At 61.6% G+C, this 15,127-nt stretch carries 15 protein-coding genes and 2 pseudogenes; 8 read left to right on the top strand and 9 right to left on the bottom strand.

Annotated elements, in window-relative coordinates; genetic code table 11:
• Positions 1-194 precede the first annotated feature (194 nt).
• Positions 195-1,415 carry a serine/threonine transporter SstT gene (gene sstT / locus U367_RS0128395; protein WP_028619584.1) on the top strand — a complete coding sequence of 407 codons (1,221 nt, stop codon included), beginning with the start codon at positions 195-197 and terminating at the stop codon, positions 1,413-1,415.
• A gap of 69 nt (positions 1,416-1,484) precedes the next feature.
• Here sstT and U367_RS0128390 read toward each other — a convergent pair whose 3' ends face one another.
• A complete protein-coding gene (locus U367_RS0128390; protein ID WP_028619583.1) occupies positions 1,485-1,994 on the bottom strand; it encodes a DUF1993 domain-containing protein in 510 nt (169 codons plus the stop codon).
• Positions 1,995-2,110: 116 nt separating this feature from the next.
• Here U367_RS0128390 and U367_RS0128385 point away from each other — a divergent pair, with 116 nt between their 5' ends.
• Positions 2,111-2,755 carry a YceH family protein gene (locus tag U367_RS0128385; RefSeq protein WP_028619582.1) on the top strand — a complete coding sequence of 215 codons (645 nt, stop codon included), beginning with the start codon at positions 2,111-2,113 and terminating at the stop codon, positions 2,753-2,755.
• A 115-nt stretch (positions 2,756-2,870) separates the two neighbouring features.
• Here the strand turns inward: U367_RS0128385 and U367_RS0128375 are convergent, their stop codons facing one another.
• Positions 2,871-3,689, bottom strand: a complete 819-nt coding sequence (locus U367_RS0128375; RefSeq protein WP_028619581.1) for a shikimate 5-dehydrogenase — start codon at positions 3,687-3,689, stop codon at positions 2,871-2,873.
• A gap of 156 nt (positions 3,690-3,845) precedes the next feature.
• Between U367_RS0128375 and U367_RS0128370 the strand changes: the two genes are divergently transcribed.
• From U367_RS0128370 to U367_RS1000000132130, 3 genes are all read left to right on the top strand, one after another.
• Positions 3,846-4,220, top strand: a complete 375-nt coding sequence (locus tag U367_RS0128370; RefSeq protein ID WP_028619580.1) for a hypothetical protein — start codon at positions 3,846-3,848, stop codon at positions 4,218-4,220.
• A 225-nt stretch (positions 4,221-4,445) separates the two neighbouring features.
• Positions 4,446-4,640: a hypothetical protein gene (locus U367_RS0128365; RefSeq protein WP_010211349.1), complete on the top strand. Its 195-nt coding sequence runs from the start codon at positions 4,446-4,448 to the stop codon at positions 4,638-4,640.
• 91 nt (positions 4,641-4,731) lie between these two features.
• Positions 4,732-4,896, top strand: coding sequence for a hypothetical protein (locus U367_RS1000000132130; protein ID WP_028619579.1), 165 nt, complete (start codon positions 4,732-4,734; stop codon positions 4,894-4,896).
• 9 nt (positions 4,897-4,905) lie between these two features.
• Here the strand turns inward: U367_RS1000000132130 and U367_RS0128355 are convergent, their stop codons facing one another.
• From U367_RS0128355 to U367_RS0128340, 4 genes are all read right to left on the bottom strand, one after another.
• Positions 4,906-5,973: an AI-2E family transporter gene (locus U367_RS0128355; protein WP_028619578.1), complete on the bottom strand. Its 1,068-nt coding sequence runs from the start codon at positions 5,971-5,973 to the stop codon at positions 4,906-4,908.
• A 103-nt stretch (positions 5,974-6,076) separates the two neighbouring features.
• Positions 6,077-7,285 (bottom strand): cytochrome c biogenesis protein DipZ, encoded by a 1,209-nt coding sequence (locus U367_RS0128350; RefSeq protein WP_028619577.1) that lies wholly within the window; start codon positions 7,283-7,285, stop codon positions 6,077-6,079.
• Positions 7,286-7,316: 31 nt separating this feature from the next.
• Positions 7,317-7,529, bottom strand: coding sequence for a hypothetical protein (locus U367_RS0128345; protein ID WP_028619576.1), 213 nt, complete (start codon positions 7,527-7,529; stop codon positions 7,317-7,319).
• Positions 7,530-7,571: 42 nt separating this feature from the next.
• Positions 7,572-7,835 (bottom strand): DUF2790 domain-containing protein, encoded by a 264-nt coding sequence (locus tag U367_RS0128340; RefSeq protein ID WP_028619575.1) that lies wholly within the window; start codon positions 7,833-7,835, stop codon positions 7,572-7,574.
• Positions 7,836-8,059: 224 nt separating this feature from the next.
• Between U367_RS0128340 and trhP the strand changes: the two genes are divergently transcribed.
• Positions 8,060-9,373, top strand: coding sequence for a prephenate-dependent tRNA uridine(34) hydroxylase TrhP (gene trhP, locus U367_RS0128335; protein ID WP_028619574.1), 1,314 nt, complete (start codon positions 8,060-8,062; stop codon positions 9,371-9,373).
• A 120-nt stretch (positions 9,374-9,493) separates the two neighbouring features.
• Here the strand turns inward: trhP and U367_RS1000000132845 are convergent, their stop codons facing one another.
• The 3 genes and pseudogenes from U367_RS1000000132845 to U367_RS0128325 all read right to left on the bottom strand — a co-directional run bounded on the left by U367_RS1000000132845 (position 9,494) and on the right by U367_RS0128325 (position 12,628).
• Entirely contained in the window at positions 9,494-10,249 is a 756-nt protein-coding gene (locus U367_RS1000000132845; protein WP_370468638.1) for a methyl-accepting chemotaxis protein, read from the bottom strand.
• A gap of 102 nt (positions 10,250-10,351) precedes the next feature.
• Positions 10,352-11,173: pseudogene (locus tag U367_RS1000000132840) on the bottom strand (cache domain-containing protein); the annotation flags it as partial.
• 135 nt (positions 11,174-11,308) lie between these two features.
• Positions 11,309-12,628, bottom strand: coding sequence for a Na+/H+ antiporter family protein (locus U367_RS0128325; protein ID WP_161634139.1), 1,320 nt, complete (start codon positions 12,626-12,628; stop codon positions 11,309-11,311).
• A 349-nt stretch (positions 12,629-12,977) separates the two neighbouring features.
• Between U367_RS0128325 and U367_RS1000000132835 the strand changes: the two are divergent.
• Both U367_RS1000000132835 and U367_RS1000000132830 read left to right on the top strand, forming a co-directional pair.
• Positions 12,978-14,267: pseudogene (locus U367_RS1000000132835) on the top strand (HAMP domain-containing protein); the annotation flags it as partial.
• Between the two features lie 102 nt (positions 14,268-14,369).
• Positions 14,370-15,125 carry a methyl-accepting chemotaxis protein gene (locus U367_RS1000000132830; protein WP_372514803.1) on the top strand — a complete coding sequence of 252 codons (756 nt, stop codon included), beginning with the start codon at positions 14,370-14,372 and terminating at the stop codon, positions 15,123-15,125.
• The last annotated feature ends 2 nt before the right edge of the window (positions 15,126-15,127 follow it).

The raw sequence follows: 15,127 nt of genomic DNA, 5'->3' as shown, positions 1-15,127 counted from the left end.
CGAAGGGCGCGCTGAAGGATAGGAAAGATGAGAGGACGGAATCTTAACAGGGTTTTGCAAAGGCTGGGGCGGGCGGGTGACGCAATGCCGCACCGACGGGGACATTTCCTACAGCATGCTAGACTTCGCGATCCGCGTCCTACAGCCTTTTCTGCCTGTGCCGCCGTGCCTCCAAAAACTAGAGACAAGTGTTTATGACTGCTGCCCCTTCCCTCCTGCAACGACTGGCGCGCGTCAGCCTGGTCACGCAAATCGTCATCGGCCTGATCGCCGGCATCCTGCTGGCCTTACTGTTGCCCGAGGCAGCCAAGGCCACCGGATTCATCGGCAAAGTATTCGTCGCGGCGCTCAAGGCCGTGGCACCGATCCTGGTGTTTGTGCTGGTGATGGCGTCGATCGCCAACCATAAGCACGGCCAAGAAACCCATATAAAACCGATCCTGTTCCTCTACCTGCTGGGCACCTTTGCCGCCGCCGTGGTCGCGGTGATTGCGAGCATGTGGTTCCCCTCCTCGCTAGTGCTGGCAACCCACGACGCAACCGTGACCGCGCCCGGCGGCATCGGTGAAGTGCTGCAAAGCCTGTTGTTGAGCGTGGTGGACAACCCGGTCAGCGCACTGATGAATGCCAACTTCATCGGCATCCTGGCCTGGGCTATCGGCATGGGCGTAGCCATTCGCCATGCCGGCGAGACCACCCGCACCGTGCTCGACGACCTGTCCAATGGCGTCACACTGATCGTGCGGGTGGTGATCCGCTTTGCGCCGCTGGGTATTTTCGGCCTGGTGGCCTCGACCCTGGCCACTTCCGGCTTCGGCGCCCTGCTCGGCTACGCCCACCTGCTGGTGGTGCTGATCGGCTGCATGCTGTTCGTGGCGCTGGTGGTCAACCCGGCCATCGTCTTCTGGAAACTGCGTCGCAATCCTTACCCGTTGGTGCTGTTGTGCCTGCGGGAAAGCGGGATCACCGCGTTCTTCACCCGCAGTTCGGCGGCGAACATCCCGGTCAACCTGGCGTTGAGCAAACGCCTGGGCCTGCATGAAGACACGTACTCGGTGTCGATCCCGCTCGGTGCCACCATCAACATGGCCGGCGCCGCGATCACCATCACCGTGCTGACCCTGGCCGCCGTGCACACCCTGGGCATCGCCGTCGACCTGCCCACCGCCGTGCTGCTCAGCGTGGTCGCGGCCGTCTGCGCCTGCGGAGCTTCCGGCGTGGCGGGCGGTTCGCTGCTGCTGATCCCGCTGGCGTGCAGCCTGTTTGGCATTCCCAGCGAGATTGCCATGCAAGTCGTTGCTGTGGGGTTCATCATCGGGGTGCTGCAGGATTCGGCGGAAACCGCGCTGAATTCGTCCACCGACGTACTGTTCACCGCCGCCGCCTGCCTGGGCAAGGAAGAACAGCCGGCTTGACCGCCGGCCACAAAAAAGCCCGGGGTCGTTCTTCAGTGAACGACCCCGGGCTTTTTTGTGGCTGGATGCTTAGAACGCGCCCATGTAATCACGCTTGCCCACTTCTACGCCGTTGTGGCGCAGCAAAGCGTAAGCGGTGGTGACGTGGAAGAAGAACTGCGGCAGGCCGTAGGTCAGCAGGTAGGATTGGCCGCTGAAGCGCTTCTCTTTCGGCGTGCCTGGGCGAGTGACGATCTCGATGCCTTCCTTGCCGTCGATCTGCTCGGGCTTGATGGTGTCGACAAAGGCCAACACCTTGGCGATCAGCGCTTGCAGGTCGGCGAAGGTGACTTCGGTATCTTCGTATTTCGGCACTTCGATCTCAGCCAGGCGTGCGGAAACACCCTTGGCGAAGTCGACGGCGATCTGCACCTGGCGCACCAGTTGGAACATGTCCGGGAACAGACGCGCTTGCAGCAAGGCGTTCGGCTCGATGTTCTTGGCGGTGGCGTGGGCTTCGGCCTTGGTCAACACGCCGCTCAGGGCGGTGAGCATTTGCTTGAAGACAGGAATGGAAGCGGCGTACAGGGAAATAGTCATGGCAGTCTCTGGGTAATGTCACGGTTTGAACCAGCGGCGATTATAGCCATGCCTATCGCTTGTCTTTTATTTTTTCAGGATTAGGCTAAGGGCCTTCACTGCATAGGGAAAGCGCGATGACCGCCGAGCACGACACCGAGACCCCTGAGCCGCGCCTGAACAGCACGGAAATCCGGCTCCTGGGCTGCCTGATCGAAAAACAGGCGACCAACCCGGAAACCTATCCCCTGACCCTCAATGCTCTGGTACTCGCCTGTAACCAGAAGACCAGCCGTGAACCGGTCATGAACCTCAGCCAGGGCCAGGTCGGCCAGAGCCTGCGCACGCTGGAAGGCCAAGGCTTCACCCGCCTGGTGATGGGCAGCCGTGCCGACCGTTGGGAACACCGCGTGGACAAGGCGCTGGAGTTGGTGCCGGCCCAGGTGATCCTGATCGGGCTGCTGTTTTTGCGCGGGCCGCAGACCGTCAATGAGCTGCTGACCCGCAGCGGGCGTATGCATGATTTCGAAGATGCCGAGCAGGTGGTCCATCAGCTGGAACGCCTGATTGCCCGAGGTCTGGCGTTGCTCGTGCCGCGCCAGGCGGGGCAGCGCGAAGACCGGTATACCCATGCACTGGGTGATCCGGCGGATATCGAAGTGATTATGGCCGCGCGGGGAAGCCCGGTAGAACGCGGGGCTGTCAGCGGCGTATCGGTCGAGCGCATCGAGGAGCTGGAAGCGCGGATTGCGGCGCTGGAAGAACGGCTGGCTAACCTGTAGGAGCCCGGCTTGCCGGCGATGGTCGTTAACGGTGACGCGGGCATTGTGGATGCATGCAGCGTCTGGGCGTTTTTCGCTGGCAAGCAGCTCCTACAGGAGGAGCGGCGTTTTTGAGTCAGGTTCGGGCGAATGCCACGGCTTTTTCAAACTGTTCGTGCGTCGGTCGCACCCCGGTATAAAGCACAAACTGCTCCAACGCCTGGATCGCGATCACTTCCAGTCCGGTAATCACTCGCTTGCCTTGAGCCCTTCCACGCACAATCAACGGCGTTTCGGCGGGGATCGCCACCACATCGAACACAGTTTCTGCAACGTCCACCGCCTCGACGTCAAACGCCAACGCGTCTGCCTCAGCGCCGCCGGTCATGCCGATGGGTGTCACGTTGATCAGCATCTGCGGGCGCAGGTCACCCAACTCGGCCAGCCAGTCATACCCCAGGTTCTGCGCCAGCGCCCGGCCTGCTACTTCATTGCGGGCGACGATCACGCCATTGGCGTAACCACCGTCACGCAAGGCACTGGCCACCGCCTTGGCCATGCCGCCGCTGCCACGCAGGGCGAAGGTCGATTCCTTGGGCACCGCGTGCTTTTTCAGCAACTGTTCGATGGCGATGTAGTCGGTGTTATAGGCCTTGAGGTGCCCGTCGGTGTTGACGATGGTGTTGAGGGAGTCGATGGCTTGAACCGAATCGTCGAGTTCGTCCACTAAGGCAATGGCAGCTTCCTTGAACGGCATGGAAACCCCGCAACCACGGACGCCCAGCGCGCGGATACCACCGATCGCGCCGGGCAAGTCCTGGCTGCTGAAGGCTTTATAGTAGAAATTCAGACCCAGCTGTTCGTACAGGTGGTTATGAAACCGCAGGCCGAAATTCCCGGGGCGCGCCGACAGAGACATGCACAGTTGGGTGTCCTTGTTGGGGTGCATCTGCATGGGTAACTCCTTTGAGTAAGCAAATGGGTACAGACCTTACACAACCTTTACCTAGCGGCTGTGCTGTTTTTCAGAAATACGTTGTCTTAAAAGTATCCCCGCGACATTACTTGAGTCTATTGATGACAGACCACAAGCGCTGGGGCTAACCGAGGAATGACCATGATTCGTACAATCCCCAAGATCGCCTTGCTTGTTGGCGCACTCGCTATGGCAGGCCAAGCCTCAGCCCACGGTGGTGGTTGGGGTGGCCCGGCCGTATTGGGTGCTTTAGTCGGCGCCGCAGTCGTGGGCTCCGTGGTTGCCAGCCAGCCGCGTGAGGTCTATGTGCAGCAGCCGGTGTATGTGCAACCGCAGCCGGTGTATGCCCCGCCGCCGCCGGTCTACTACGCACCGCCGCCACCGGTGTATGTGCAACAGCAGGTTTATTATCGCCCGGCACCGGTCTACTACGGCCCTCCGCGTGGTTATTACGGTCCACCGCGCGGCTACTACGGCCCTCCTCACGGCTACTACGGCCGCGGCTGGTAACCGAACCGTCTGAAACAGGCCTCGCAGGATTGCGGGGCCTTTTTTTGTGTGAAAAGTCCGGATTCAGGGCGTCAAGGTCGCTCTGAGGACAATGCCCGGCGCGAAATCGCACATCATCGAAGCCAATGTTTACTTGCCCAATCGGGCCTCGCGCTGTCATGTTTGTGTCACAACTTACTTCCACTATCCATCCTGTCCACCCAATAACAACAAGGACGACTGACCATGCCCACGCAAAACCCGCACCGCACCGCTGGCCTGTGTACGTCCAGCAAGGTCTACAGCGCCCTCACCGAACTCAAGCACCTGGAAGGCCACCGCAGCGCCAAATTCCTCGCGCTGCTGGCAGAAAACCTGGTGCGCAAGGGTTTGCTCAGCGAGCAGGAAGTAGTGAACATGCTTGATCAAGTGGTGGACTGACGCCTCACGTCGATGTCGACTATCGAGACGGTTGATTTTTGCTACGCCAGCCTGCCCCGTAAAGTGACCCCCATAGCGATTGGAGGTCCTTATGCCCACTATTCAGATCATGTCCGTCATCGGCAGCGCCGTCCCCGCCCCGCTTCGCAAGCTGGGTTTGCTTGCCTGCTGGTACCTGGTACGCGACGGCGAAGCCATCAGCGGTCCTTTTAAAAGCAGCGTGGAAGCAGCTGCAAGCTTGAAGCTTGAAGCTTGAAGCTGCTTTTTAGGGCAATGGCAGCTTGACTCGCGGCTTGCTTTCCACAAACAACGCCCAGCTGGACATGAACAACGCCGCCACCAGCGGCCCGATCACAAAGCCGTTCAAGCCAAACACCGACAAACCGCCCAGGGTCGAGATCAGGATCAGGTAATCCGGCATCTTGGTGTCCTTGCCCACCAGGATCGGACGCAGCACGTTGTCTACCAGGCCGATCACGAATACGCCAAACAACGCCAGCACCACGCCTTGCCAGATGGCGCCGCTCAACAGGAAGTAGGCAGCCACCGGCCCCCACACAATCCCCGCGCCCACCGCCGGCAACAGCGACAGAAACGCCATCAGTACCGCCCAGAGCAATGCACTGGGAATATCCAGGAACCAGAAGATAAGCCCGCCGAGCGCACCCTGGGTCACGGCCACCAGCACATTGCCCTTGACCGTGGCACGCACCACCCGGTTGAACTTGAGCTGCAACCGGCGCTTCTGCGGCTCGGCCAACGGCACCGCCGTGCGCACCTTGCGCACCAGTTCCGGGCCATCGCGCAGCAAGAAGAACAGCAAATACAGCATGATGAAAAAGCTCACCAGGAAATCAAACGTGCCCTGCCCGAAGCTGAACGCCTGGGTTGCAAAGAACTGGCTGCCCTGCATCGCGCTCTTGACGATTTTCTCGCGCAAACCTTCCAGGTTGCCCATGCCAAAGCGGTCCAGCAGGTGCTGGAAGTACGGCGGCAACACATTCTTGAACTGCTCGATATACCCCGCCACGTCCAGCTTGCCGCTTTCCACGTTCTTATAAAGCGTCGCGCCCTCTTGCACCAGCAAGGCGCTGGTGATGATCACCGGCAGGATCGCAATGACCAGGCAGGCGCTCAAGGTGGCCAGGGAGGTGAAGTTGCGGTTCCAGCCAAAGCGCAGCTGCAGGCGACGCTGCATCGGGGCAAAGATGATGCCGAGGATCACCGCCCAGAACACCGCGCCATAGAACGGCAGCAGTATCCAGATAAAGGCGACGGTCACCAGGCCCAGCAGCAACAGCAGGGTTTTGAATTGCAGGTTGGTTTGATTCATGTCCGGTCCATGTCAGAAAAGCAGAGGGCCCATGTAGGCCCTGTTGCTTAGTCCGCAGCGAAACCTGGGAGTGCCCTCGGTTATTGAACAAGCATAGACCGCCTCACTGAATCCCCTTCGCCTCGTTCAACAGCGTCTGGATCATCTGCTCCTGCGCGTCATAACGACCTTCGCCAAAATGGGTGTAACGCACCTGCCCCTTGGCGTCGATCAGGTAATGGGCGGGCCAGTACTGGTTGTCGAAATTGCGCCAGATCGCATAGTTGTTGTCGATGGCCACCGGGTAGGTGATACCCAGCTTGCGCACCTGGTCCTTGACGTTGCCGATGATGCGCTCATAACCGTATTCCGGGGTGTGGACGCCGATCACCACCAAACCGTCCTTCTCGTATTTCTTCACCCATTGCTTCACATACGGCAGGGTGTGCTGACAGTTGATGCAGTCGTAGGTCCAAAAATCCACCAGCACCACTTTACCTTTCAAGGATTCGCGGGTGAGTTCGGGTGAGTTGAGCCACTCGACCGCACCGGCCAGCGATGGCATGGTGCCCTTGGTATTGTCCCGCGCCGGGTCGGCCTTGACCTTGCTCACCACGTAATCCACCACTTTGGGCACGTTTTCCAGCACGCCTTTTTCCAGGCTGCTGACCCCTTCGGACGATGTGCCGGCGAGCAGGGTCTTGTCCGCTCCGGTGGAAATCACCACCGCCGCCGCCAGTACCGCCACCCCGGCACCACGGCGCAGCCAACCGGTCACTGGAATAGAGGCCTTGAGTCGATTGACCAGGCCACGCCCGGCAAAAATCAGCGCACCCAGGGACAAGGCGCTGCCCAGGCCGTAGGCCACCAGCAACAGGCTGGTCTGCGCATTGGCGCCTTGCAGCATTGCGCTGGTCAGGATCACACCCAGGATCGGCCCGGCGCAGGGCGCCCACAGCAGGCCTGTGGCGACGCCGATCATCACTGACTTCAGCGGACCGGACAGCGTGCGGCTGTCAGGATCGATACGGTTGCCCAACAACACGAAGGGGCGCGCCAGCCAGCCACCGACCCGCGCCGAGATCAGCGAAAGCGCAAACAGCCCCATCACGATCAGCGCCACGTAACGGCCGGTGTTATTGGCCTGTATCACCCACTCCGTGCTGACCACCGCCAGGCTGGACACCAGCGCGAAGGTCAGGACCATGCCGCCGAGGGTCAACAGGATCGAACGGCGGGTGCGGTCGACGCCGGCGAACAGAAACGGCACCACCGGCAGGATACAGGGGCTGAGGACGGTCAGGATACCGCCCAGGAATGCGATGAGTAGCATGGTGTTCACCTTATCGAGTGGGGAGACGGCGTCACGCTGTCTGGTGGTCCAGCGCCTGGCCGAGCGGTGTGCGGCGGCTGCCGTCCTCTACCAGCAGGTCATGGCGGGCGGCGTGTTGCACCGGCGTCAGTTGGAAGCAGGTGCTGGCGGCGCAGCTGCTTTTCTCCACGGCGGCGTTGGCGTGCACGGCAGTGCCGGCAAAGGCAAAGGCGGTGGCGGTCAAAAAGCGGGTCAGCGGGTTCATGGCGGTCTTCCTGTGGTAAACAATGGGAGGGGACAGCGGGACTCAGTTATCGCCGACGCAACCGTCGCCGAACTTGAGGTAATCCAGCACCTGGGTCTTGTCGTGGGAGTCCAGGTAGGTCATGCGCGCATTCACCACGCCGCAGGTGGGCTTGGAGTCCTGGCTCATCGATACCACTTGCTTGATGTCCAGGTGCGTGCCGTAGTTGTAGGTCTGAGCGGTAACGGCGGCTTCGGCGCGGGCCGACAAGGTGCAGATGTTCAGGGCGGCAAACAGGCAGGCGGCGTAGATGGCTTTAGTGTTCATGGTGGTTGACTCCAGGTTCTCAGGGTTGGAGGCGGTGTGCCTCGTTGGAATCAATTAAAAGCCCCTGAGGTATCGCGCCTGTGTCGGAAAACCGCGCGGATAAATCGATACGTATCCACAGCCCCTGCCGATACACAGCGATACAAAAAGCCCAAAGGACGACCTGGATCAATAAACCGCCCTCACCGCTCGGCTACCTTCGCGACCTTTTGCGACCCGTGCCCATGCCTCCCATCCTCGCTCCCGAACTGCTCGCCCCCGCCGGCACCCTGAAAAACATGCGCTACGCCTTTGCCTACGGCGCCGATGCGGTCTACGCCGGCCAGCCGCGCTACAGCCTGCGGGTGCGCAACAACGAGTTCGACCACGCCAACCTGGCCCTCGGCATCCAGGAAGCGCACACCCTGGGCAAGCGTTTCTACGTGGTGGTGAACATCGCGCCGCACAACGCCAAGTTGAAGACCTTCCTCAAGGACCTGGCCCCGGTGATCGCCATGGGCCCGGACGCGCTGATCATGTCCGACCCTGGGCTGATCATGCTGGTGCGCCGGCACTTTCCACAGATGCCGATCCACTTGTCGGTGCAAGCCAACACGGTGAACTGGGCCAGCGTGGAGTTCTGGCAGCAGCAAGGAATCGGCCGGGTCATCCTGTCGCGGGAATTGTCGCTGGAAGAGATCGATGAGATCCGCCAGCAGGTACCGGCCATGGAGCTGGAAGTGTTTGTGCACGGTGCCTTGTGCATGGCCTATTCCGGGCGCTGCCTGCTCTCGGGTTACATGAACAAGCGCGACGCCAACCAGGGCACCTGCACCAATGCTTGTCGCTGGAAATACCAGGCCACCCCCGCGGTGGAAAACGCCACGGGGGATATCGTCCAGCAATATCAGCCCACCCTGGGCATTGGCGCGCCCACCGACCAGGTGTTCCTGCTCCAGGAAGCCAATCGCCCCGATGAACAGATGCCCGCCTTCGAAGACGAGCACGGCACCTACATCATGAACGCCAAGGACCTGCGCGCCGTGCAGCACGTGGAGCGCCTGACCCGGATGGGCGTGCACTCACTGAAGATCGAAGGCCGCACCAAGTCGCACTTCTACTGCGCGCGCACCACTCAGGTGTATCGCCAGGCCATCGATGATGCGGTGGCCGGTCGCGCCTTCGACCGCACCCTGATGACCGACCTCGAATCCCTGGCACAGCGCGGCTACACCGAAGGTTTCCTGCGTCGCCATGTGCACGATGAATACCAGAATTACCAGAACGGTAGCTCCGTGTCGGAACGCCAGCAGTTCGTCGGCGAGCTGACCGGCGAACGCCGGGGCGAGCTGGCCGAGGTCAAGGTGAAGAACCACTTCGCTGTGGGCAATCACCTGGAATTGATGACCCCCGCCGGCAACTTCCACTTTGACCTGGAGAGGATGCACAACAGCCAGGGCGAGGCTGTCGAGGTCGCGCCGGGGGATGGGCACACGGTGTATGTGCCGGTCCCGGCGGAGATGGATGTGCGCTTCGGCTTGCTGATGCGTGATGTTTAAATGTTGCCCAACCTTTGTGGCGAGGGCGCTCGCTCCCGCTGGGGCGCGAAGCGGCCCTAAAAGCCGGCGCCATCTGCGCTGTCGAACGGGACGGTTCGACAAGCGCCCTCGCCACAGGCCTCAGATCCTGAACTGACCGACCAACTGCCCCAACCGCTGGCCCAGCTCCGCCAGGCTGCGGGACGTCTGGGCGCCCAGCTGAGTCTCATCGGCGACGCTGTCCACCGCCACGGCAATCTGATGCACACTGCGGTTGATCTCTTCGGCCACGGCGGTCTGCTCTTCGGCGGCGCTGGCAATCTGGGCGTTCATCGAATTGATGGTGCCGATCAACTGGGCCATGGTGTCCAAAGACGCCCCGGCCTCGTTGGCCTGTGCCGAGGTGCCGTCGCCGGCATCGCTGGAGCGGCGCATGGCCTCCACCGCGGCCTCGGTGCCTTTTTGCAGGCGGTCGATCATGCCCTGGATTTCCTGGGTGCTGGTCTGGGTGCGGCTGGCCAGGGCGCGTACTTCGTCGGCGACTACCGCAAAACCACGTCCGGCCTCCCCTGCCCGCGCTGCTTCGATGGCGGCGTTGAGCGCCAGCAGGTTGGTTTGTTCGGCGATGGAGCGGATCACGCTGAGCACGCTGACGATGGAGGACACGTCCTGCTGCAGGCTGTCGAGGGACACGCCGCTGGTGCGGATATCGCTCACCAGCGCGTGGATCTGCGCAATGCTGCCGTCCACCACACGCTTGGCGGCCTGACCTTCGGCATCGGTCTGCTGGGCCGCGACCGAGGCGCCCTGGGCACTGCGCGCCACTTCTTGCGCAGCCGAAGACATCTGGTTGATCGCAGTGGCGACCTGATCGGTCTCGTGGCGCTGGCGTTCCATGGCCTGTTCGGAGCGCTGGGCCTGATCAGAGACTTGGCTGACCAGGCCAGTGAGTTGGCTGGTCATCTCAGTGATCTGGCGAACCAGGCCGTGGATCTTGTCGACAAACCGGTTGAACGCGCCCGCCAGGTCGCCCAGTTCGTCCTGGCTGGTGATGGCCAGGCGGCGGGTCAAGTCGCCTTCGCCGGCCGCGATGTCGTCGAGGTTGGCTTTCATCAGGTTCAGCGGGCGCAGGATGGTGTTGGCCAGCAGCATGCCCACGGCAGCGATCACCAACAACACCACCACAGCCACGCCGAGAATGCTCAGCAGCACGCCCTCCATGCGCTTGTGCACCTTGGCTTCGACCACCGCGACCTGGGCCTCAATGCCGTCCAGGTTCACCGACGTACCGATGACCATGTCCCATTTCGGCAGGTATTCGGTGTAGCCGAGCTTGGGCACCAGTTCGGTCTGGCCCGGCTGGGTCGAGCTGTATTGCAGGTAGTGGGTGCCGTCCTTGCCGACCTTGACCAGGTCACGGTTGACGTACACGCCATTGGGGTCGCGGTTGTCCTTGAAGCTCTTGCCCACGCCGTCGGGGCTGTTGCCCTTGAACAGGCGGATGGTCTCGGAGTCGTAGCCGAAGAAGTAACCGTCCTTGCCGTAGCGGGTGTTCGACAGGAGCTTGACCACTTGGGCACGGGCGGCGGTATCGCCGGGGGCCGCCGCGTCGTAGAGCGGTTTGATCGTGGTCATGGCCACTTCGACATAACTTTGCAGCGTGGCCTTGGCGTCGTTGAGCAGGCGCTGGCGGGTTTCATCCACCTCGTTGCGCGCCTGCCCCTGCAGGATCCACACGGTGGTCAGGCTGATGACCACGGCAAACAGCAACACCGGCACTATGGCGAGGGACAGGACTTTGGCCTTGAGGCTCAGACGCATGGCTTTTCTCTCTTATTCGTGGCGACTTGAGAGTTTATCGGCCGGTTGCGAAATACCTGTAGAAGCCGGCTTGCCGGCGATAGCGGTCTCGCGGACGCCATCGCCGGCAAGCCGGCTCCTACAGGTTGGGGGGTGTCAGAGGGTCATGGCGGCCAGCCAGCCGAACGCCAGCAACGGAATGTTGTAGTGCAGAAACGTCGGCACCACCGTGTCCCAGATATGGTGGTGCTGACCGTCGACATTCAGGCCGGAGGTCGGACCGAGGGTGGAATCCGAAGCGGGCGAACCGGCATCACCCAGTGCACCGGCCGTGCCGACGATGCACACGATGGCCACCGGGCTGAAGCCCAGTTGCACGCACAGCGGCACAAAGATCGCGGCCAGGATCGGCACCGTGGAAAACGACGAACCGATGCCCATGGTCACCAGCAGGCCCACCAGCAACATCAACAACGCGCCGACACCACGGTTGTGGCCGATGAATGCCGCCGAAGTTTCCACCAACGAGCGCACGTCGCCGGTGGCCTTGAGTACTTCGGCAAAGCCTGACGAGGCGATCATGATGAAGCCGATCATCGCCATCATCTTCATGCCTTCGGTGAACAGGTCGTCGGTATCGCGCCAGCGCACGATGCCCGACACCGAGAAGATCAGGAAGCCGGCCAGGGCGCCGATGATCATCGAGTCCAGCCACAGTTGGATAATGAACGCCGAGGCAATCGCCAGGCCGGCCACCAGCAGGGTCAGCGGGTTGTAGTGCACCGCCACCTGCTCGACCCGCTCGATTTTTTCCAGGTCGTACACGCGCTTCTTGCGGTAACTGATAAACACCGCCACCAGCAGGCCCACCACCATGCCCAGCGCCGGCAAACTCATGGCGTGGGTAACGTTGACCTGGCTGATGTCCACACCGCTCTTGGCCACGTTGGCCAGCAGGATTTGGTTGAGGAAGATATTGCCAAAGCCCACCGGCAAGAACATGTAGGGCGTGATCAGGCCGAAGGTCATCACGCAGGCGATCAGGCGGCGGTCCAGTTGCAGCTTGGTCAGCACGTACAACAAGGGCGGCACCAGCAGCGGAATAAACGCGATATGAATCGGCAGGATGTTCTGCGACGCAATCGCCACCACCCACAACAGGCCGATTAGCAGCCATTTGACATGGCTACCGCCGTTGGCTTCCTGGCGGTCCACCAGCAGCAGCGCCTTGTCAGCCAAGGCGTGGGCCAGGCCGGATTTGGCAATCGCCACGGCGAAAGCGCCGAGCAAGGCGTAGGACAATGCCACGGTTGCACCACCGCCCAAGCCGCCGTTGAAGGCCTTGAGCGTGGCGTCGATGCCCAGGCCACCGGTCAAGCCACCCACCAGGGCGCCGACGATGATGGCGATGACCACATGCACGCGAGACAAACTGAGCACCAGCATGGTGCCGACCGCGGCAATGACTGCGTTAATCATGGTTACCTCAAGCAGAAAAACTTAAAAAACAGGCATGCCCGCGCCCAGGCGGCCATAGCGTGGCAGCCAGCGTGCAGGCTTGAAGGAGGTCTTATTAGAGGGCGCGCACTTTGCAGCAGGCGGACGCTCATGTCAAAAACCTGTGGTGAGCGAGCTTGCTCGCGCTGGGCTGCGCAGCGGCCCCAAACAAAAAGGGCGGGAGCGCTACGCACTCCAGCGCGAGCAAGCTCGCTCACCACATAAACGCCCTCTCCACAAAAGCAGGTTTAAATTGACTGTTTGAATAAAGAAAACTCCAAAACCGCCGATATAGAGCCTCTATGTGTTTTCAGGTAAGGATGTACCGATGTCGCTTAGACAGCTCTCCATTCAATGGAAAATCACCCTGCTCGCCGGCCTCTGCCTGCTGGGAATCGTGACCCTGCTGGTGGGTCTGTCGTTGTATCGCATGGAGCAGAGTTCGCAGCAGGTCAAGGCATCCAGCATGCAGATGCTGGATGAGGCCGCCCAGGCGCGCATCGAGGCCCAAGGCGAAGTGCAGGCATTGGGCATTCGTCGCCAATTCATGGACGCCTATCAATACGGCCATGGTTTTTCCCGCCAGGTGCTGTTCTTGCGTGAGCAGGCCGAAAAGCGCTTTCTCGACGCTTTCGACACCCGTGAAGACCTGACCCGCCAGGTCAAGGCTGCGTTGCAGGCCAACCCGGATTTGCTCGGTCTGTCTCTGGTGTTCGAAGCCAACGCCCTGGACGGCAAGGATGAGCTGTTCGCCGGCCAGGCCGAGTTGGGCAGTAACGACAAAGGCCGCTTCGCCCTCTACTGGTCGCAGCCTACACCCGGCAAGCTAGAGTCGATGGCGCTGCCGGAAAGCGACATGTCCGACACCAGCGTCGGTCCCAGCGGTGAAAAGGCCAACGCCTGGTTCACCTGCCCACGCACCACGCTCAAGCCGTGCGTGATCGAACCGTATTTCTACAGAATCAACGGGCAAAACGTGCTGATGACCAGCATCGTCTTCCCGTTGATGGTCAACGGCAAAGTCATCGCCTCGCTGTCGGTGGACATCAACCTCAACAGCCTGCAGGCCGTGAGCCAACAGGCCAGCCACAAGCTGTACGACGGCCAGACCCAGGTGAGCATCCTCAGCCCCACCGGGTTGCTCGCCGGCTACAGCCCGGACGCGAGTAAACTCAGCCAACGCTTGGACCAGGTCGATACCGCCAACGGTGCGCAACTGATCGGCGCCCTGGCCAGCAGCACGCAAATCCGTAGCCTGCGGACTGACCACCAACTGAAGGTACTGGCACCGTTCGCGCCAATCCCGGACGGCAAGTCCTGGGGCGTGTTGCTCGATGTGCCGGAGAAAGTCCTGGTCGGCCCTGCTGAAGCGCTGAAAGCACAGATGGACGCCGATAACACCCGTGGCACCTTGCTGGAACTGGGCCTGGGCCTGCTGGCTGCGGTGGTCGGCTTGATCCTGGTGTGGTTGATGGCACGCAGCGTGACCCGCCCGATCCTCGGCGTGGCCCGCATGCTGGAAGACATCGCCAGCGGTGAAGGCGACCTCACCCGCCGCCTGGCCTACGACAAACAGGACGAGCTGGGCCAGTTGGCCGGCTGGTTCAATCGTTTCCTCGACAAGCTGCAACCGATCATTGCCGAGGTAAAACGCTCGGTGCAGGACGCCCGTGGCACTGCGGATCAATCCGCTGCGATTGCCACTGAAACCAGCGCCGGCATGGAACAGCAATACCGCCAGGTCGACCAGGTGGCCACCGCGTCCCATGAGATGAGTGCCACGGCCCAAGACGTGGCGCGCAGCGCTGCCCAGGCGGCACAAGCCGCCCGCGACGCCGACCAGGCCACCCGTGATGGCTTGAAGGTGATCGACCACACCACGCGTAATATCGGGGAGTTGGCGGCGGACATGAGCACGGCCATGACCCAGGTCGAAGGCCTGGCCGCCAATAGCGAAAAAATCGGTTCGGTGCTCGAAGTGATTCGCGGCATTGCCGAGCAGACCAACTTGCTAGCCCTTAACGCCGCCATCGAAGCCGCCCGCGCCGGTGAGGCCGGCCGTGGCTTTGCGGTGGTGGCGGACGAAGTGCGCAACCTGGCGCAGCGCACTCAGGAATCGGTTGAAGAAACCCGCGTGGTCATCGAGCACCTGCAAAGCGGCACCGAAGAGGTGGTCGGCGCCATGGGCAACAGCTATCGCCAGGCCCAGGGCAGTGTCGAGCAGGTTGGGCAAGCCGTGACGGCCTTGCGCCAGATTGGCGACGCCGTGACGGTGATCAGCGACATGAACCTGCAAATCGCCAGCGCCGCCGAAGAACAAAGCGCCGTGGCCGAGGAGATCAACAGCAATGTGGCGACGATTCGCGATGTGACTGAGTCGCTGTCGGAACAGGCGAATGAATCGGCAAGGGTGAGCCAGGCGCTGAACAGCCTGGCGAATCAGCAGCAGGGGTTGATGGATCAGTTCAGGGTCTGATC

This window comes from Pseudomonas canadensis (assembly GCF_000503215.1).
In the GTDB taxonomy this organism is placed as follows: domain Bacteria; phylum Pseudomonadota; class Gammaproteobacteria; order Pseudomonadales; family Pseudomonadaceae; genus Aquipseudomonas; species Aquipseudomonas canadensis.
Note: the sequence above shows the minus strand (reverse complement) of the source record. Positions and strands in the feature narration are given on the sequence as shown.